The 18,790-nt window shown below is 70.1% G+C and carries 17 protein-coding genes and 2 tRNA genes; 8 read left to right on the top strand and 11 right to left on the bottom strand.

The genetic code is table 11. The features are described from left to right. Positions 1–427: 427 nt before the first annotated feature. From ACQG07_RS04360 to ACQG07_RS04350, 3 genes are all read left to right on the top strand, one after another. On the top strand, positions 428–598 hold the full coding sequence (locus ACQG07_RS04360) for a hypothetical protein (protein WP_159876045.1): 171 nt from the start codon (positions 428–430) through the stop codon (positions 596–598). A 145-nt stretch (positions 599–743) separates the two neighbouring features. Continuing rightward, positions 744–2,324 carry a cation:proton antiporter gene (locus tag ACQG07_RS04355; protein ID WP_064296856.1) on the top strand — a complete coding sequence of 527 codons (1,581 nt, stop codon included), beginning with the start codon at positions 744–746 and terminating at the stop codon, positions 2,322–2,324. Between the two features lie 73 nt (positions 2,325–2,397). Next, positions 2,398–3,426: a YdcF family protein gene (locus tag ACQG07_RS04350; RefSeq protein ID WP_426737373.1), complete on the top strand. Its 1,029-nt coding sequence runs from the start codon at positions 2,398–2,400 to the stop codon at positions 3,424–3,426. A 95-nt stretch (positions 3,427–3,521) separates the two neighbouring features. On the opposite strand, the gene ACQG07_RS04345 is transcribed toward ACQG07_RS04350, so the two are convergent. Then, complete coding sequence (locus tag ACQG07_RS04345; RefSeq protein ID WP_194644957.1) at positions 3,522–3,896, bottom strand: hypothetical protein; 375 nt, start codon at positions 3,894–3,896, stop codon at positions 3,522–3,524. A gap of 126 nt (positions 3,897–4,022) precedes the next feature. On the opposite strand from ACQG07_RS04345, the gene ACQG07_RS04340 reads away from it, so the two are divergent. After that, positions 4,023–4,913 carry a metal-dependent hydrolase gene (locus ACQG07_RS04340; protein WP_426737371.1) on the top strand — a complete coding sequence of 297 codons (891 nt, stop codon included), beginning with the start codon at positions 4,023–4,025 and terminating at the stop codon, positions 4,911–4,913. A gap of 26 nt (positions 4,914–4,939) precedes the next feature. On the opposite strand, the gene ACQG07_RS04335 is transcribed toward ACQG07_RS04340, so the two are convergent. After that, entirely contained in the window at positions 4,940–5,452 is a 513-nt protein-coding gene (locus ACQG07_RS04335; protein ID WP_426737369.1) for a DUF4190 domain-containing protein, read from the bottom strand. Positions 5,453–5,632: 180 nt separating this feature from the next. On the opposite strand from ACQG07_RS04335, the gene ACQG07_RS04330 reads away from it, so the two are divergent. Next, entirely contained in the window at positions 5,633–7,870 is a 2,238-nt protein-coding gene (locus ACQG07_RS04330; RefSeq protein ID WP_426737367.1) for a HelD family protein, read from the top strand. Between the two features lie 102 nt (positions 7,871–7,972). Next, complete coding sequence (locus ACQG07_RS04325) at positions 7,973–8,683, top strand: endonuclease/exonuclease/phosphatase family protein (protein ID WP_079706474.1); 711 nt, start codon at positions 7,973–7,975, stop codon at positions 8,681–8,683. Positions 8,684–8,815: 132 nt separating this feature from the next. Here the strand turns inward: ACQG07_RS04325 and ACQG07_RS04320 are convergent, their stop codons facing one another. From ACQG07_RS04320 to ACQG07_RS04310, 3 genes are all read right to left on the bottom strand, one after another. Then, the gene (locus tag ACQG07_RS04320; RefSeq protein ID WP_426737364.1) at positions 8,816–9,559 is read right to left on the bottom strand and encodes an RNase H family protein; all 744 of its coding nucleotides are present in this window, start codon (positions 9,557–9,559) and stop codon (positions 8,816–8,818) included. Positions 9,560–9,680: 121 nt separating this feature from the next. Next, complete coding sequence (locus ACQG07_RS04315) at positions 9,681–10,574, bottom strand: putative RNA methyltransferase (protein ID WP_274500205.1); 894 nt, start codon at positions 10,572–10,574, stop codon at positions 9,681–9,683. Positions 10,575–10,754: 180 nt separating this feature from the next. After that, entirely contained in the window at positions 10,755–11,657 is a 903-nt protein-coding gene (locus tag ACQG07_RS04310; RefSeq protein WP_426737362.1) for a hypothetical protein, read from the bottom strand. Positions 11,658–11,759: 102 nt separating this feature from the next. On the opposite strand from ACQG07_RS04310, the gene ACQG07_RS04305 reads away from it, so the two are divergent. After that, on the top strand, positions 11,760–12,008 hold the full coding sequence (locus ACQG07_RS04305) for a DUF2795 domain-containing protein (protein ID WP_139382499.1): 249 nt from the start codon (positions 11,760–11,762) through the stop codon (positions 12,006–12,008). A gap of 193 nt (positions 12,009–12,201) precedes the next feature. Here ACQG07_RS04305 and ACQG07_RS04300 read toward each other — a convergent pair. The 6 genes from ACQG07_RS04300 to serS form a co-directional block, all read right to left on the bottom strand. Next, positions 12,202–12,290 (bottom strand) — tRNA-Ser (locus tag ACQG07_RS04300). Between the two features lie 202 nt (positions 12,291–12,492). Beyond that, complete coding sequence (locus tag ACQG07_RS04295) at positions 12,493–13,833, bottom strand: LCP family protein (RefSeq protein WP_426737360.1); 1,341 nt, start codon at positions 13,831–13,833, stop codon at positions 12,493–12,495. A 167-nt stretch (positions 13,834–14,000) separates the two neighbouring features. Next, positions 14,001–14,085 (bottom strand) — tRNA-Ser (locus ACQG07_RS04290). A 96-nt stretch (positions 14,086–14,181) separates the two neighbouring features. Beyond that, a complete protein-coding gene (locus ACQG07_RS04285; RefSeq protein ID WP_274500201.1) occupies positions 14,182–15,429 on the bottom strand; it encodes an LCP family protein in 1,248 nt (415 codons plus the stop codon). A 146-nt stretch (positions 15,430–15,575) separates the two neighbouring features. Further along, positions 15,576–16,400 (bottom strand): HAD family hydrolase, encoded by an 825-nt coding sequence (locus ACQG07_RS04280; RefSeq protein ID WP_086475291.1) that lies wholly within the window; start codon positions 16,398–16,400, stop codon positions 15,576–15,578. Continuing rightward, entirely contained in the window at positions 16,397–17,662 is a 1,266-nt protein-coding gene (gene serS / locus ACQG07_RS04275; protein WP_426737357.1) for a serine--tRNA ligase, read from the bottom strand. The genes ACQG07_RS04280 and serS overlap by 4 nt, the downstream gene beginning before the upstream one ends. A gap of 57 nt (positions 17,663–17,719) precedes the next feature. On the opposite strand from serS, the gene ACQG07_RS04270 reads away from it, so the two are divergent. Beyond that, positions 17,720–18,688, top strand: a complete 969-nt coding sequence (locus ACQG07_RS04270; RefSeq protein ID WP_426737355.1) for a diacylglycerol/lipid kinase family protein — start codon at positions 17,720–17,722, stop codon at positions 18,686–18,688. The last annotated feature ends 102 nt before the right edge of the window (positions 18,689–18,790 follow it).

Genomic DNA, 18,790 nt, shown 5'->3' with positions numbered 1-18,790 from the left:
CGGGAGATACGGCCACCCCTCCCCTAGGCGCGGTGGCCCGAAGCTCTGCGACACCGCCGGTCGATGCTCGGGTCCAACCTCGGGCATCGACCCGCGCAAGCACTGACGCCAGACATTCCCAGGTCGTTCTCAGCTTGGTCGCGTACGTTCGTTCCTCGAGTGCCGATGTCACAACCGGCTTCCGTGTGCAGAGTCCACACCTCCACGGATACGCCGATGCTCCCGACACGACACCACCAGCCGTCATCCAGAACGGCGAAGAACGATCCACCGGACGGCCCCAGCCGACCAGCGCAGCCGAATCTCGGCGCAGCTGCATACCGGACGGTCTCGTCGCTCCATCCATGCGACCAGCACCGATCGTCATCGCATTCCCCCTCTGGAACCGGCCCATCCATCATCCGCAACACCAGAATCGAGAACCACCATGTCCATCACTCAGACTCGGACCCCAGCGTCCTCCAACCGTTCCGCGGGCACCGCCGTCCACGGCCGCGGTCACTCCACCGAGAAGCTCACCTACCGCTTCGGTCTCCGCACCCGGGAGACCGGTGCGGAGCAGCGGGGCTCCAGCAGCACGGCCAACCGTCGCGGCTGAGCTCCCTCGCCGTTCCAACCGACGCCCCCGCACGGCTTGACCATGCGGGGGCGTCGTGCGGCCGGAACCGGCGCCGATCCCGGCCGCTCCGGAGTTCGGACGATCGTACGGACGACCACGGCCTGCCAGGTGGGAGAATCCCCACATGGATCCCGTCGCGCTCATCTCGTGGATCGTCGTGTTCGTCGTCGTCACCGTCATCGTCTCCGGCCTGTCCGGCCGAGCGGGCGTCTCCGCCCCGGTGGCCCTGGTGCTCGTCGGCGGCGTCGCGTCGTTCATCCCCGCCGTCCCGACCGTCGAGATCGAACCCGACCTCATCCTCTACGGACTGTTGCCGCCGCTGCTCTTCGCGTCGGCGATCCGGATCTCCCTCATCGACATCCGTGCCCGTAACGACGGCATCATCCTGCTCTCGGTGGGAGCGGTCGCGTTCACCGTCGTGTCGGTCGGGTTCGCCAGTTGGCTCCTCATCCCGTCGATCACCCTCGCGGCAGCGTTCGCGTTCGCAGCGGTCATCGCGCCGACCGACGCCGTCGCCGTGAGCGCGATCGCCGGACGACTCGGGCTCCCGCGCCGCGTACTGACGATCCTCGAGGGCGAGAGCCTGCTCAACGACGCCACCGCACTCGTGGCACTCAACGCCTCGATCCTCGCCATCACGAGCGTCGTCAACCCGGTCATGATCGCCGGCGAGTTCGTCATCGAGGTCGTCGCCGGCGTCGGCGTCGGTCTCGCGGTCGGCTGGGTGCTCTCCGAGGTCCGCCGACGCCTGCGCGCCCCAGTCCTCGACACCTGCCTGTCCCTCATCACCCCGTTCCTGGCGTTCCTCCTGGCGCAGGCGATCCACGGTTCGGGTGTGCTCGCGGTCGTCACCGCCGGGCTACTGCTCGGCTACCGGGCGCCCATCGTGCAGTCGGCCGAGGCGCGCATCGCCGAGTCGCTCAACTGGCGCACCATCCAGTTCCTCCTCGAGAACGCCGTCTTCCTGTTCATCGGGCTCAACCTGGCCGGCATCCTCGAGGGGGCGATCCAGACCGGTCCTGGGCTCTGGCCGACCGTGTTCATCAGCATCGGGGTCCTCGCGGCGCTCATCGTCTCGCGGTTCGTGTGGGAGATGACGGTCACGGCGATCTACCGGCTCGGGCCGAGACGGCTCCGTGAGCGGAGCTGGTCGTGGGGCAACGGGATAGCCGTCTCCGCAGCCGGCGTCCGTGGCGTGGTGACCCTGGCGGCCGTGTTCCTGCTGCCCGAGGACACCCCGTCGCGCGAGTTCCTGCAGTTCCTGGCGTTCGTCGTCGTGGTCGGCACGCTCCTCTCGGGGCTCGCGCTCCCCCGGATCATCCGCGCACTGCACCTCCCGCCGCCGAACCACAGCCAGGAGCGCGTCGAACAACTGATGCTCATGGCGGAGGTCCAGACGGCCGGCCTGGACCGCCTCGACGAACTGACGACCGAGGCGGACGAGGAACAGGTGCTCAACCGTCTGCGGACCAATGCGAGCTTCGTGGCCAACGCCCTCGAGCAGTACACGGGTGACGGCTCGGAACTCCGCACGGTCGCGTTCGCCCGGCTCCGCCGCCAGATGATCGCGGCGGAACGCGAGGCGCTCCTCTCGGCGCGCGCCGAGGGTCGCTACCAGGAACCGGCGGTCGCCGCGGTCCTGGCGGCGATCGACGCCGAGGAGGCGACACTCAAGGCGATGACGCCGAAGCCGCCGCGGTCATAGCACCCCGGACGCGCTGCCCGCATGCCCCATCCGAACGACCGGTACAGGACGATCGGTCGGGCAGGATGAGGGCATGATCATGTTGTTCCCGGCCGCCGTCTTCGCGGTGCTCTACGTCGCGAGCCGACGCCGCGACGCCCGCCGCCTGCGCAACGGGGTCTTCCTGGTCTCCGCGATCGCCTGCGGGCTGGTGGCGCTCCTCTCGGAGGCGTCCCGCACGACGCCGTTCACCGTGCTCCTCGCCGCGTTCGGCACGGTCCTGCTGGTGGGCGTGCTCGGGGTCCTCCTCATCGGCAACGGCATCACGATGCTCCGGCTCGAAGGACGCAGCCTGGGCAACCTGCTCTCGCTGTTCGCCGGGGTCGCGATCCTCGTCCTGCCCGTGCTGGCCGTGCTGCTGGTCCTCGGAGCGCACCCGCAGTCCCTGCCCTCCTGGCTGACGATCGTCCTCGTCGCGCTGGGTCTCCTGCTCGGGTTCGCGTGCTTCTACGCGGCGGCGACCTTCGCGGCCTTCGGCGTGTACTCACTCGTCTACAGCCGCTACCGTCACACCCAGATGCCCGACGCCCTCGTCGTCCTCGGTTCCGGCCTCATCCACGGCGAGGTCCCGCCGTTACTGCGCAGTCGCCTGGACCTGGCACTCCGCATCTACCGGGCGACAGCACCGGGGACGACTCGACCGATCCTGATCCCGTCCGGCGGCCAGGGCGACGACGAACCGCGCCCGGAGGGGACGGCCATGGCCGAGTACCTCGTCGCGAACGGCGCGGACCCGACGGACGTGCTCCCGGAGACCGCGTCCACGAGCACGCGCGAGAACCTGTTGCTCTCCCGGGACCTGCAGCAGTCGGCCGGGCGGGACGGCGAGACGATCGTGGTGACGAACAATTACCACGTCCTCCGCGCGGCGCTCCTCGCACGTTCGATCGGGAGCGACGCACAGGTGATCGGCTCCCCGACGGCGGCCTACTACGTGCCGAGCGCGTTCCTCCGCGAGTACGTCGCCATCATGGTCGAGCACCGCCTGCTGAACGCGCTGGCGATCGCGGGCGTCGCTGGCCTGATCGCCCTCGCGGTGGTCTGGTCGCTCCTGCCGATCTGAGCCGCCGTCTCCGCCCCAGCACGGTGTCCGGAGCGCACGACGGGCCGTCGTCCGAGTGGATCGGAGGACGGCCCGTCGGTCGTGTGGTGTCCGACTCAGTCGGGTGCGGTGTCGTAGACCTCGCGGGCGTCGTCGGTGGCCTCGGAGGCCGGCCCGGAGTCGGGCTGGTGGTCGGCCGAACCGTCGGCGTCGCCACCCTCGCCCTCGGCCAGCGGTGCGTCGAGCTCGGTCGAGGGCTCCGGGGTCTCGACGGCCTCCTCGGTCGCCTGCTCCTCGTCGGGAGCCGCATCCTCCGAGCCGGTGCCGTCGACGGTCTGACTCGACCCGTCCGAGCCCGGTCCGGCGGTCGTCTGGTCGGAGCTCACGAGCTCTGCGGTGTCGATGTCGGCACCCTCCCAGGCTTCCTGGTCCGCTCCGGCCGCACCGGTCGCGAGGTCGTCGCTTGAACGCTGGTTCTGCTGATCCGTCATGATGCACTCCTCTCCGCGGAACGCGTCGCGCTCCGTGTCCTCGGACTCTACGACGTGATCCTCCACGGTCTCCCGGGGTTGACAGCCGCCGACGGGCGCCCGGGCCGGTCGCGATAGCGTGGGGACATGAGCCTCCCCGTCACGGACACGCGCGTCACCTATCCCTCCGGAGCCCTCGTTTCGACGGGCACGGTGCTGCACGTCGAACCCGCCGGCGACCACCTCGCCGTCGTGCTCGACGAGACGGCCTGCCACCCGGTCGACGCCGCGTGGCCCGACCAGCCCGCCGACACGGCGACCATCACCTTCGGTGCGGGCACGAGTGCCGTGGAGGTCGCCGTGACCGACTGCGTCGTCGCCGCGACCGACGGCACTCAGTTGTACCTCGGCGCCGACATCCCCGTGAAGAAGGGCACCGAGGGGTGGGCCTTCCTCGTCGCCCACCTGGTCTCCGCCGAGGCGACCCCGAGCGCTGTCGAGGGCGAGACGGCCCGCGTCGAGGTGGACGCGTCCACCCGACACGCGCTCTCCGCCGGACACACCGGTTGCCACCTCGCATCACTCGCCCTGAACGCCGCGCTCGCCGACGCCTGGCGCAAGGAGGTCGTCCCCGACGCCCTCGGGGCTCCGGATTTCGACGCGCTCGCCTGCGAGTCGTCGCGGATCGCTCCGAACGCGTCGACCGACCGTTACCGCATCGGCAAGTCGCTTCGACGGAAGGGGTTCGACCCGGCCGCCCTCGACGACCTCGACGCGCTCGGGTCACGCATCCGGAACACCCTCGACGGTTGGTTGGACAGCGGCGCCGCCGTCCGGATCGATCGCGAGGGTGAGCTGCTCACCGATCGGCGCAGCTGGCACTGCGAGCTTCCGGGCGGCCCCGCGGTCATCGCCTGCGGCGGCACCCACGTGGCGTCATTGGGCGAGTTCTCGAACATCGCCGTCTGGCTGGAACGCGAAGACGTCGACGGCGCCGTGGTGCTGTCGATGGTCAGCACGGTCGTCCCGGCCGGCTGACCGGCGGCTCGGCGGTTGACCGGCGACTAGGCGGCGATACCGGTGGAGGCCGCGCTGCCGACGCCGGCGAGCAGGCCACCCATGACGAACACCCAGAGCAGCACGAGCGCCGCCCAGCCGAGCAGGAACAGCCCGTTGAGCACGACGCCCGTGATGGCCATCGCGCGACCGGCGGGCTCCCGGCGGAGCCCCATGAGGCCGAGGACGAATCCGACGACCGGGAGCACGAAGGTGAACCCGAAGAACAGCGACACCAGGCCGATGACCATGCTGGAGATACTGAGACCCTTCGGCGGTGACGCCGGGTACGGGTACGGCGCGGGGTACACGGGCGCATACGGCTGCGCGTACGGCTGCATGCCGTACTGCGGCGGGTAGTGCTGCTGCTGCGGGTAGGGCGCCTGCTGGGCGTACGGCTGCACCCCGTACTGCTGCGGCTGGAGCTGCTGTTGCGGGTACGACTGCGGCGGAACCGACTGCTGCGAGTACGCCTGCTGCGGCGCAGAGGGCTGCGGCTTGGATCCGTCCGGTGTGCTCATGCCCGTCAGCCTACCGACCAGCCCGCGCTCGACGCCCGACCCCTCGCCCCGACGGCAGCCTCCAGCTCTCTGGGAGCTCACGCTCAAGGGCGGTGAGGGGCCCGGAAAGCGACTACCGTATTCGTGCGGTCCTCGCAGTGAACCCGGAACACGGACCGCGCCACACCCAGAAGGAGCACCGTGCAGAACGACGCGATCGCCGAGGAACAGGACCATCTCGATCGGCTGCACGACGTGATCCGGTCGCAGTCGGACCTCGAGGAACGACGCTCCGAACTCGCCCTCCGCGCCTTCGACGGCGACGACGACTCGAGCTTCTCGGAACGCGACGCCCTGGTCGCCCACCACCGCCAGCGGATGGTCGAGCTGCGTTCGTCCAGCTACGGACTCCTCTTCGGCCTCCTCGAACGCGAGACCGACGAACGCCACCACATCGGGCGCATCGGCCTGCGCGACCCGGAGAGCGGCGACCAACTCCTGTTGGACTGGCGCGCACCGGCCTCGCGCCCGTTCTACACCGCGACGCCACTCCGCCCCGAAGGCCTCCGGCTGCGCCGCCGCATCGGCACGGCCGGTCGCCGCGTCACGGAAGTGCACGACGAGGTCCTCGACACGACCATGCTCAGCGACGACGAGCCGAGCGGCATCGGCGAGTCCGGTGCGCTGCTGGCGGCCCTCGGTCGTGCCCGGACCAAGCACATGGCGGACATCGTCGACACCATCCAAGCTGAGCAGGACGCGATCATCCGCGCGCCGCTCCCCGGCACGCTCCTCGTCCAAGGCGGTCCGGGCACCGGGAAGACCGCCGTCGCGCTCCACCGCGCCGCGTACCTCCTGTACGAGCACCGCGAGCGGCTCATGCGCAGTGTCGTGCTCATCGTCGGACCGAACTCGACATTCCTCGACTACATCAGCCGCGTGCTGCCGTCGCTCGGCGAGACCGCCGTCGTCCTCGTCACGCCCGCGACCCTCGTGCCCGGACTCGACGCACACGCGGAGGACTCGCTCGAGGCCGCCGAACTCAAGGGTCGACTGCGGATGGCCGACGTCGTCGCCCGGGCCGTCCGCGAGCGCCAGGTGCCGCTCGACGAGCCGGTCACGATCCGCATCGCCGGTGACGGCCCGCTCCGCGTCACGCCCGGCGTCCTGCGCCGGATCAAGGCCGGCATCGAGCGCTCGGGCACGCCGCACAACGAGGCGAAGCTGCGGTTCGACCGCGCCGTGCTGACGCACCTCATCGGGCTCGAGGCGAAGCGCGACGGCTTCGAGCCGCGCACGGGCGAGGACGCCGACGAGCGTCGACAGGAGCTGAGCGAAGAGCCCGAGGTCGAGGAGCTGCTCGACACGATGTGGCCGATCCTCGAACCGGCCGAGATCATCGACCGCCTCTTCACCGATCCCGAGCTGCTGGCTCGCGTCGCGCCAGACCACACCGAGGAGGAGCGTCGCCTCCTGCTCCGCGAACCCGTCGCCGGAACGGACGGCGCAGGTGAGACCGACTGGGCGGCCCGGCTCACGCCCGGCGACATCGCCCTCGTCGACGAGGCCGCCGAGCTCATCGGCGAGGACCAGCGACCCGAGCTGGAACGGCAGCGCCGCGCCGCTTACGAGCGCCGGCACGACGTCGAGTACGCGCGCAGTGTGCTCGAGATGATCGGTGACATCAGCATCGACGACGAGGCCCAGGACGACGACTACCTCCGTTCCGCCCAGGACCTCGCCGACCGCCAGACCGTGGAGGACGACCGCAGCCCCGCTGAACGCGCCGCGAGCGACCGCACCTGGGTCTACGGGCACGTCATCATCGACGAGGCGCAGGAGCTCACCCCCATGCTGCTGCGGGCCGTCCTGCGACGCGGCCCCAACCGCTCGATGACGCTCGTCGGCGACATCAACCAGCAGAGCACCTCCGCCACCCGCTCCAGCTGGCAGGAGCTGCTCGGCCCCCAGCTCCCGCGCTGGACCGAGGAGCTGCTCACCGTCAACTACCGGACGCCCGAGCAGATCATGGCGCTCGCCGATCCCGTCCGGCTCGAACTCGACCCGGACTCCCCGGCGCCCGTGTCGATCCGACGCGGCGAGGAGGAGCCCGTGCAGCTCACGGTCGAACCCGCCGCGCTGGCCCCGACGGCGGTCCGCGCCGCCGTCGACGCGATCACCGCACACGCCGGTATCGCGGGCGTCATCGCACCCCGCGCGCTCCTGGCGGAGATCGACATCCTCCTCGCCGACGCCGGAGCCGATCGCGCGCGGGTGTGGACCGGCACCGCGCGTGAGAGCAAGGGCCTCGAGTTCGACAGCGTCGTCCTCGTGCAGCCCGACGCGCTGGGCGGGACGGGCCACGCGGCCCTGTCACTCCGGTACGTCGCGCTCACCCGTGCCACCCAACGGCTCACGGTCGTCGACTCGTCGAGCTGATCGTGGGCAACCGGCGACGCACCGTCGTCCGGACCCCTCCAGAGCACCGGGCGACGGGAAGGACCGTAGGCTTGGGCTCTGCCAACAGAATGTGAGGCTGGGATGAAGGTCATCAGCTACAACCTCCGCAAGAACAAGGCCAGCGGCGAGCTCGTCGCACTCACCGAAGAGTTCGGCCCGGACGTCCTCGCGTTGCAGGAGGCCGACACCCTGCAGCTGCCCGCCGAGCTCGGCGGCCTGCACCTCGCCGACAGCACCCACCGCAACCGGCTCGGCCTCGCGATCTACTACCGCCGCGACCGGTTCACCGCCGAGTCGACGCAGACGTTCGCGCTGAAGAAGTCGCTGCACGACATGGTGCTCGCGCCGGCGCACGAGCGGCTCATCGGCACTCGCCTCACCGATGTCGAGGCCGGGCGCGAACTCATCGTCGCCTCGTTCCACGCGGCCCCGCTCACCGCGCTCAACTCCCTGCGTCGGCACCAGATCAAGGCCGCGCACGAGCAGCTGCACGCGATGGGCGACGTCCCGACGCTCATGGTCGGCGACTACAACTACCCGCTCTTCCAGAAGGGTCTCGGCACCAAGATGCAGGAGAGCGGCTACGACCTGAGCCTCAGTGACCGCAGCACCTACACCCGCTACAAGATGTTCCGTGGGCACTTCGACTTCGCGACGTCCGTCGGCCTCAAGATCGACCGGGTGCAGACGCTCCGCCGCGGTATCTCGGACCACCTGCCGATCCTCGTGGACGCGAGCTACGGCTTCGCCGTGCCCGAGGACGACGACGCGCCGGAGTCCGCCGCCCGCTGACGCGGTCGCCTGCCCCTGCGCGCGCCCCGTCCGGTTCGTAATTCAGGATGCGCTCGGCGCGGCGCCCTCTTTCCGCGGCGTGTCACGCGGGAAACGCCGCGCTCGTCCTGAGTTGTGAACTCGGAAGCGACGTCAGATGAGGCCGCGGAGGAACTCCTGGACGCTCGTCCCGGCCTCGCGGGCGCGACGGACCAGGCGCTCGTGCTCGTCGGACGTGAGGTCGAGGGTGAGCTGGTGCCACGTCGGTTCGACGTCGAGCGAGAACAGCGCGCCGTCGTCCTCCGCGTCGAACACGGGGGCGGTGCGTTCCTCCTCGACCTCGAGGTCGGCGAACAGCTCCGGCTCGGTCGTCTCGGGAGCGTCTTCAGCGTCGGCATCAGCCTCGGGGATCGACGGGGTCTCCGCAGCTCCGGCGCCGGTCCAACCGGGTCCCTCCGGCACCGGCGTCTTGCGCTGGAAGGCCTCAGCCGCCGTGCGGGCCCTTATGTCGGCGGCCTCGTTGAGTCGGTGACCGACGTGCCCCTTCACCCACTCGAACCGGTAGCGCCGCCCGGCGATGGCGGCATCGATCTCCTGCATGAGCTCGAGGTTCATGACGGGCTTGCCGTCGCCCTTCTTCCAACCCTTCTTCTTCCAGCCCGGCATCCACTTCGTGATCGAGTCGATGACGTATTTGCTGTCGCAGAGGATGTGGAGGTCCTCGTCGAGGTGCTCGGTGGCGCGGAAGAGTTCGAGGACGGCGCGCAGCTCGCCCATGTTGTTCGTGCCGTGCGGCCATCCCCCGGCTGCCCAGCAATCGTCGTCGACATACCAGGCCCAGCCGGCGGGTCCGGGGTTGCCGAGGGCGGAGCCGTCTGCGGCAGCGGTGATCGTCATGAGCGCCTTTCGATGAGTGCCCTCCATCGTATCGACGCACCACCGACGCCCCGACGCCGGTCCCGCGGGTGCCGGTGTCGGGCTGGCCCGGCGTCGGGCGGGTGACGTCAGGCGGGTGACGTCAGGCGGGCGCGAAGACGCTGAGCGTGACGGCGACCGTGACCGTCGTGTAGCCGGGCAGGTCGGCGATCGCCTGCTCGAAGACGTCGTCGTCGAGGTGGTGGGCGCTCGGCCCCATGCGGACCTCGTCGCGCACCTCTTCCGGCATCAACTCGACGGCATAGTCGAGCGTGTCGCGGGAGCGGAGCTCGAACCCGTCGAGCTGCGCGTCGAGGCGGGCGTCCTTGCGCTCGGCGATCCCGATCATGCCGAGCCGGTCGCGCAGCTCTGCCAGGTGACCGGGTTGCGGCGTCACGACGGTGAGCAGGCCGTCCGGGCGGAGCACCCGACGCATCTCGGGACCGTTGCGTGGGCCGAAGATGCTCAACAGGTGGTCGACCGAGGCGGTCCGGAGCGGGAAGGGTGCCCAGGCGTCGGCCGTGGCGGCTGCCGCTCGTCCGTGCGCGCGGGCGGCGCGACGAGCAGCGAGCGGCGACAGGTCGAACCCGAACCCGCGCCAAGCCGGCCGGGCGTCGAGGATCCGGCCCAGGTAGTAGCCGGTCCCGCCAGCGATGTCCACGACGAGCGGGGCGCTGTCGTCGTCGACCGAGCCGTCCGGGAGGAAGCGCGCGAGCGGCAGGGTCGTGGCGACGTGGTCGGCGATCGGCTCGTAGTGCTCGGCCTCGAGGAACGCTGCGCGGGCCGCGACCATCTCCTGCGTGTCGCCGGTCTTCGGCGTCCGACCGCCGACGACGAGCGAGGCATACCCCTGCCGGGCGATGTCGAAGCTGTGACCGGCGGGGCAGCGGAGCACGCGGTCGCCGAGCTCGAGAGTCGCGGTGCAGATCGTGCACGCGAGATCGGGGGCGACGAGGCTCAGCCGATCGTGCTGCGCGACGTCAGCGAGGATCGGCATGCCTTCGAAACGCTCCGCTTCCAGCTGCTGTGTCCGTCGCCGCCGCGATGCTTCCGGTTGTCGCACTTCACCCACACGGTGAGTCTAGGCGCGCGCCGCATGGTGCGTGCGCCGGAACGTTCGAGCAGCGATCCGTCGCGGCGGGCTTCGGCACCGCGGTGACTCGATCGGCTCGGTGACTCAGTCCTCGAGCGCGCTCCGCAGACGCTCGACGTCCTCGTGTGCTGCGTCGCTCGCACGCTGCGCCCGGTCAGCCTCTCGTTGGCGTCGGGCCCACTCGCGATCGGCGTCGGCGATGTCCGCGTCGAGCTCCTCGAGCCGCCGTGCGAGGTCCTCGCGGTCACGCTGCAGTCCCGATCGCCGGACCGCCGACTCGTCCAGGAAGGCGGTCGCCTCCTCGCTCGCGCTGGACGCTGCCTCCTCGTCGCGCTCGGCCGCCTCCAGCCGGGCCCGAAGGCGTCGGCGTCGGTCGTCGTCGTCGTCGGAAGGGTCGCCGTCTCCGTCGCCCCACGTCCCGAGGGAGCCGTCGGCGGTGGAGCGCCTACCGGGGGATCCTGGACCGCCGACCACACCACCCCACCCCGCTCCGCTCGAGGTCGGGGCGTCGGTCAGCCGCCCGGACGACACCTGCGCGGCGAGGTCGGCGTCGGCACTCGCCGCTTGCAGACTCTGGCGGACGGTCTCGATCACCGCTCCGGAGAGGAACGCCCCCTCCGCTGCTGCGGCATCGACGGTGGCGGTGACGAGCGTCGCGATCAGCGAGCGACGTTCGGTGCCGAGCGTGCGGAGCGCTGTGGCGTCGCCGGAGCGTTGAGCGTCGCCGAGCGCGGAGCCGAGTTGTTCCAGTTCGCTGAGCAGGTCCGGGCGGTGCGCCGTCAACACGTTGAGCGCCCAGGCGGCGACCGACGGTTTGCGGAGCGCGAGGATCGCCGTCGCCAGGTCGTCGTCCCCGTCGTCGCGCGCTGCGACGGCCAGGCGTTTGCGCTCCGCCACGAAGCCGCTGAGGGGGACGCGCAGCAACTCGACGGCTGCGGACGCGAGGCCAGTCGGGGCCGGCGTTCCGGTGTCGCGGTCCTCGGGCACGGTGCCGCTCCCTCGCATCATTTCACGTCAGGCTAGCGCCCTCTTGCGCCAGAACGGAGTCCGGCTGTCGCCTTTTCGGGGGTCGATACCGACAATGTGGACATGGATGCCAGACCTTACCCCGACACAGCGGAGCCGCCAGAAACAGCGGCCTGCACCGACTTGAAGACCCTCCTCAGGACCGTGGACTTCCCGATCTCACGCCGCGAACTGCAGTCGATCGCCGTCCGTTCCGGACTCGACCGCGGGACGCTCGCCGCGCTCAACACGCTCACCGAAGAGCACTACGCCGGCTCGTTCAGCATCCTCCGCGAACTCCGCCACCACGGCGAGCTCCGTCGCTCCGCCTGACCACCCCTGGTGGTTTCCCCAGCGCGGTGCGCTGACGTGAGCGCCGGTCACAGACGCGGGCGCGGGTCTCCGTAGGGGCGCGCTCACGTGTGCGGGGCGCGGTGACGTCAGCGCACCGCGCTGGCGTTTCCGGCAGACATGGTGCAACGCAGAAACCCCCGCCGAGGCGAGGGTTTCGAACTGAGATCCAGTGCGGAGACGGCGGGATTTGAACCCGCGGTCCCCTTACGGGGACTCCACCTTAGCAGGGTGGTGCACTAGGCCGAACTATGCGACGTCTCCATGTGCGCTCGCAAGCGGACGCACGACGACCAGCATAACCGGTGATGGGCGTGGTGACGAATCCCCGGGTCCGAGACGCCCTTCGACACTTCGACAAGCTCAGTGACCGGGACTCTGGTTCCTGAGTCTGTCGGAGGGCAGGGACCGGGGCGGCCACTTCTGCGCTCGCTGAAAGACCGTCGTCGGAGCGGTACCGGGACGCCTACTGGTCGTCGAGGGTGCGACCGCGGGAGCAGGTGCGCTGGTCGGCGGTCTGGCCCGTCACGGACGACGGGAGGACCACTGCACCACCGGCGGAGGGGTCGGTCGCATCGGCAGGCGGAGCCGTCGCGGCCGGGTCGGCTCCTGCATCTGCACCCTCGGCCGGGTCGACCGCGGTGGGGTCTGCAGGATTCGCCACCGCACCGGCGCCCGTCGCGCCCGAGAGCTGGATGGGCTGATCGTTGCCGAGCGCCTGGAACAGCGCGGCCGCCGCATCGTCGATCGGCTCGACCCCACCCTCCACGGCGGCGTTCGGGTACTGCACGAAGGCGATGTTCGCGAGGTCGACCTCACGCAGCGTCATGGCGATCGCGATCATCGTGTCGAGGCTCGTCAGGCTGTCGGACAGCTGCATGTTCTTCGCCGCCGCTTTGGCCAGGGAGTACAGGATTCCAGGATTGGTCAGTGTCTCGGCGCTCTTGACCTGCTGCATCATCGCCGACAGGAACACTTGCTGGTTGCTGATGCGACTGAGGTCGCTGCCGTCGCCGACACCGTGCCTGGTGCGGAGGAACTGCAGTGCCTCGTACCCCTCGAGCGTGTGTTCACCAGCCGAGAGGAAGGTGTTCGTGTACTCGTCCTCGATCGGGTCGGCGACGCACACCGTCACCCCGCCGAGCGCGGTCGACATCGCCATCACGCCACTGAACTGGACCTCTGCGGCGAACGGGATCTCGAGGCCGGTGAGCTGCGACACCGTCAACGCCGTGCAGGCGAGCCCGCCGTAGCTGAGCGAGGTGTTGATCTTCTGCCGACTCATCGAGTCGAACGAGCCGCCGGACGGGTCGGGGCAGGACGGGATGGGGACGAACATGTCGCGCGGGAAGCTGACGACGGTCGCGTTGCTGTGGTCCTCGGAGATGTGCACGAGCATCGTGACGTCGTTGAGGTTGCCGGTCTCCTCTTCGGCATCGCCGAAGACGGGGTCCTGACCGGCGCGCGAGTCGCTGCCGACGATCAGGAGGTTGACACCACCGGGATACGCTCCGATCGCGGGCAGATCGGTGACCGCCTCACCCTGCGAGTCGACGAGCGCGACGCCGGGTTTCACGGTCGCGGCGACGTCCCAGAGGGCGATGCCGGCGACGATGCCACCGCTGACCAGCGCGACCGCGAGCGTCGAGGCGACGATCTTCAGGGCGGTCGCGATCGGGTTCGACCGCTTGAGTCGTCCGTGGCGGGCGATGGTCGCGAGCTTCTTCGGGCGGGGCCCACGAGCTGCCGTTCGGCGCGCCGCGCCGTCGCCGGCGGGCTCGTCGATGTCGGTCGAATGCGGGGGCATCCGTCGATTCAACCACGGGTTCATGTGAAGCGCACAGCCCGGAGCCGTGGGCTCCGAGGCGCGGGAGTCTCTCGGGGCGGTGAAAGCAATGCGGAGGGCGTGGGATTCGAACCCCGCAACGCGCCAGCGTTGCGCCGCCAGGCCCAACCAGCCATCTCAAGAACGTGCGGAGGGCGTGGGATTCGAACCCACGAGACATTTCTGCCCACCAGTTTTCAAGACTGGCTCCATCGGCCGCTCGGACAGCCCTCCTGATGGTCGATCGCCCGCGATGACGCAGCTGACGACCAGGATCGAGTGTATCGGATGGGGCCAGCGACGAAGCGGCCCCATCCGATCACGCGGTGACTACTGGTCTTCCTCCGGACGACCGGCCGTGCAGGTGTTCTGCGCCGCGTTCTGGCCCGTGATCGTGTCGGGCAGGGCGACAGGGCCGGCGGCGGACGGGTCCGCGGGCGCTGCCGGGTCCGCCGTGGCAGCGGGATCGGCAGCCGCGTCGGTGGTCGCCGGGTCTGGCGTGACCGGCGCGTTCGGGTCGGTCACGACGTACTTGCCGGTGGCGGACAGCGCGACGGCCTGGTCGCTCTGCAGCGCCGTCCACAGGACGTCGGCATCGGACGTCGCCTCGACTCCGCCCTCGACCGTGGCCGTCGGCGTCTGGACGAACGCGACGCGGTCGAGCGGGATGTCTTTGAGCGCTGCGGCGATCGACACCATCGTGTCGATGTTGTTCAGGCTGCTCGACAGCGTCACGTTCTTCAGCGCGGCACGGGCGATCGAGTAGAGCTTGATCGGGTCGGAGAGCGTGTCGCTGCTCTTCAGCGTGCGGACGAGCGAGGAGAGGAACACCTGCTGGTTCGAGATCCGCGAGAGGTCGCTGCCGTCGCCGACGCCGTGACGTGAGCGGAGGAAGGCGAGGGCGGACGCGCCAGAGAGATCGTGGGTGCCGACGTCGAGGTTGATGCCGCTCCAGGCATCGTTGAGGGGCTCGGTGACACACACCGGCACGCCGCCGACCGCGTTCGACATCGAGATGACGCCGTCGAAGCCGATCTGCGCGGCGAACGGGATGGAGAGGCCGGTGATGCCCTCGACCGTGGAGACCGCGCAGGCGAGCCCGCCGTCGGCCCCGCCGTACATGAGGGCGGTGTTCATCTTGTCGCGACCGTTGCCGCCGTCGGCGCAGTCGCCGATCTGCACGTACATGTCGCGCGGGAAGCTGACCACGGTCGCGCTCGAGTGGTCTGCCGAGATGTGCATGAGGATCGTGACGTCGTTGAGGTTCTCCTCGCGGTCGCCGTACGCCGCATTGCCGTCGCCGGAGTCGCTACCGACGAGGAGCAGGTTGACGCCGCCCTCGATCGCGCCGATGTTGGGCGGCGGCGCACCCGGCGTCTCGTTGTCGAGGTGGGCGACGGGCTTGACGCTGTTGGCGAGGTCGAGCGCGGCCACACCGGCGACCGCGATGCCACTCACGCCGACGACGGCGGCCGTCGCGGCGACGATCTTCGCGACGGTGACGAACGGGTTCGACTTGCGGAGTCTGCCGTGACGGACGGCGGCGCGCGGTTTGGACGCGTCGGCGTTGCGGGTCATGGATCTCGCTCTCGTCTCAGGAACAGGGGTGGCCGGAACCCAGGAGACCGGGCTGCGGCGAGTCGTCCGGCGACACCTGGAGCAGGCGCGCACCGACGCCCCGTGCCCACGGGAAACGGCGTATCGGCACGGAGCTTTGGACGATGCTAACCCGAAATGCTCCTCAGGAGCTGAGAGAGACCGTCGTCGGTGACCGTGCCGGTGACCTCCGACGCGACCGCGAGGACCTCCTCGGGCGCCTGGCCCATGGCGACACCGCGCCCTCCGGCTGCGGCCCAGCCGAGCATGTCGACGTCGTTGCGGCCGTCGCCGACGGCGACCATCTGCGAGCGCTCGAGCCCCAGCCACTCCCGGACACGCTCCAGCGCGGTCGCCTTGTTGACGCCTTTCGGCGCGATGTCGAGCCATGCCGTCCAGCCGATCGCGTAGCTCACCTGGCTGAGCCCGATCTTGTCGACGATGCGGAGGAACTCCTCCTCGTCGTGGCTCGGGGATACGACGACGACGCGTGTCACGGGGCTCGTGACGAGCTCCTCGAACGGCACCTCGATCGCGTTCTCGAGGTTCCAGTCCTCCATGCCGACCGTGTACTTGCGGAAGCCGTCGGGGTATTCGACCATGTAGCTGCCCTCGGAGAGGTGCGGCTGGATGAGCCCGAGGACCTCGGTCGGGTCGAAGGTCTCCATGAAGAAGCGCTCATAGGAGTCGGGCTTCGACTCGTCGCGCTTCATGATGAGCGCACCGTTCGCGCAGACGACGTACTGCGGCGTCAGCTCGAGCTCCTCGAGCACCGGGCGCGTGCTCTCCCAGCTGCGACCGGTGGCCAACGTGACGATGTGGCCGAGTGACACCACGCGGCGCACCTCGTCGGCGACCGACAGGCTGAGCGAACCGTCCTCGTGCAGCACCGTGCCGTCGATGTCGAGGGCGATGAGCAACGGGGTCGCGGTGGTGGTCGTCTCGTCCGTCATCGGATCGGCCTCGCGACCTCGATGCCGCCCAGGTACGGACGCAGCACCTCGGGGATGACGACGCTGCCGTCCTCCTGCTGGTGCGTCTCGAGGATCGCGACGATCCAGCGGGTGGTCGCGAGCGTTCCGTTGAGCGTCGCGACCGGCGTGGTCTTGCCCGACTCCCCGCGGTACCGGGTGTCGAGGCGACGCGCCTGGTAGGTGGTGCAGTTCGAGGTGCTGGTGAGCTCGCGGTACGCGTCCTGCGTCGGCACCCAGGCCTCGACGTCGAACTTGCGTGCCGCGCTCGACCCGAGGTCGCCGGCGGCCGTGTCGATGACCCGGTAGCTGAGACCGAGCGACTGCAGCATCGCCTCCTGGTACGACAGCAGGCGCTCGTGCTCGGCGGCGGCGTCCTCCGGCTTGGTGTACACGAACATCTCGAGCTTGTTGAACTGGTGCACCCGGATGATGCCGCGGGTGTCGCGCCCGTAGGACCCGGCCTCCTTGCGGTAGCAGGTCGACCAGCCGGCGTAGCGGAGCGCGCCCTCCTCGAGGTCGAGGATCTCGTCGGAGTGGTACCCGGCGAGCGCCACCTCGCTCGTGCCGGTGAGGAAGAGGTCTTCACCGGCGATCTGGTAGACCTCGTCGGCGTGCTCACCGAGGAAGCCGGTGCCCTTCATGATCTCGGGGCGCACGAGCGTCGGCGTGATGAGCGGGACGAAGCCGGCCTCGATCGCGCGGTCGAGCGCGAGGTTCATGAGGGCGATCTCGAGGCGGGCGCCGATGCCGCGGAGGAAGTAGAAGCGCGAGCCGCTGACCTTGGTGCCGCGCTGCATGTCGATGGCGCCGAGGAGTTCGCCGAGCTCGAGGTGGTCGCGCGGGGTGAAGTCGAACGAGGGGCGTTCGCCGACCTCGCGGAGCGTGATGAAGTCGGCCTCGCCGCCGGCGGGCACGCCCTCGAGCACCGGGTTCTGGATGCGACCGGCGACGTCGGCGAAGTAGGCCTCGGCCTCGGTCGCGACCTGCTGGGCCTCCTTGACGCGGGCGGCGAGCTGCTGCGCCTGGGCGACGAGTGCGGCCTTCTCCTCCTTGGGGGCCTTGGCGACCTGCTTGCCGAACGCGTTCTGCTCGGCACGGAGTTCCTCGAACCCGGTGATCGCAGCGCGGCGTGCGGTGTCGGCGTCGATCGCCTGGTCGACGAGGTCGACGGAGGACCCTCGCTTCTGCTGCGACGCTCGGAGGACTTCTGGCTGTTCGCGGAGGAGTACGGGATCGATCACCCGGCAAGTCTAGCGATCGAGGTCGGTGACGAGGCCCCGGGACAGTACCGTTGGGCCATGCCGACTCCCCTGCACGCCGCGCTCGTGTACAACCCGGTGAAGGTCGACGCCACGAGGCTGCGGAACGCGTTGGAGGCTCGGTCGCAGGAGGCGGGATGGGCGGCTCCGCACCTGTACGAGACGAGTGTCGACGACCCCGGTGTCGGTCAGGCGAGGCGCGCGGTCCTCGACGGCGCTCAGGTGGTGCTCGTGGCCGGCGGCGACGGGACCGTGCGGGCCGTCGCAGAAGGCCTGCGCGGGAGCGGTGTGCCACTGACCCTCATCCCCTCGGGCACCGGCAACCTGCTCGCGAGGAACCTGAAGCTGCCGCTCGGCGACCAGCTGGCCGCGATCGGGACGGCGTTCACGGGCGACACGCGCGCGATCGACATCGGCGTCGCCATGATCACCCGTGCCGACGGGTCGGAGGAGGAGCACGCGTTCGTCGTGATGGCCGGCATGGGCATCGACGCGATGATGATCGCCACCGCGAACCCCGACCTCAAGAAGTCGCTCGGCTGGCTCGCCTATGTCGAGTCCGGTCTCCGCTCGATCGCCACGGCCGCGCCGTTCCGCATCCACTACCAGTTGCGCGGGCACCGTCAGCATGCGGCGACCGTGAGCTCGGTGCTCGTCGGGAACTGCGGCACGCTGCAGGGCGGGGTGCAGCTCATGCCGGACGCCGAACTCGACGACGGGTTCCTCGACGTCGCGGTGCTGCAACCGAAGGGTGCCTTCGGCTGGCTGCTCGTGTGGCGGAAGGTCACGTGGGAGAACCGGGTCCTGCGGCGGACTGCCGTGGGGCGACGGATGATCCGTTTCACCGAGGGCCGGGGTGGGAACACCGTGACGAACCTGCGTGCTGAGGCCCTGACCGTGCGGGTCGACGAGGCCCAGGACCTGGAGCTCGACGGCGACGCGTTCGGCATGGCGACCATGGTCGCGTTCGACGCGCACCGCGGCGGGTTGCTCGTCAAGCTCCCGTAGCCACCATGCGTCCCCCATCCTGGCTCGGTGGGGTGCCAGCGCGGTGCGCTGGCGTGAGCGCGGGTCATCGACGTGAGCGCGGGTCTCCGGAGGGGCGCGCTC

Origin of the sequence: Plantibacter sp. 2H11-2, assembly GCF_050031945.1 — a bacterium.
GTDB lineage: Bacteria > Actinomycetota > Actinomycetes > Actinomycetales > Microbacteriaceae > Plantibacter > Plantibacter auratus.
The sequence above is the reverse complement of the archived record's forward strand: the minus strand, read 5'-3'. Positions and strand labels throughout refer to the sequence as shown.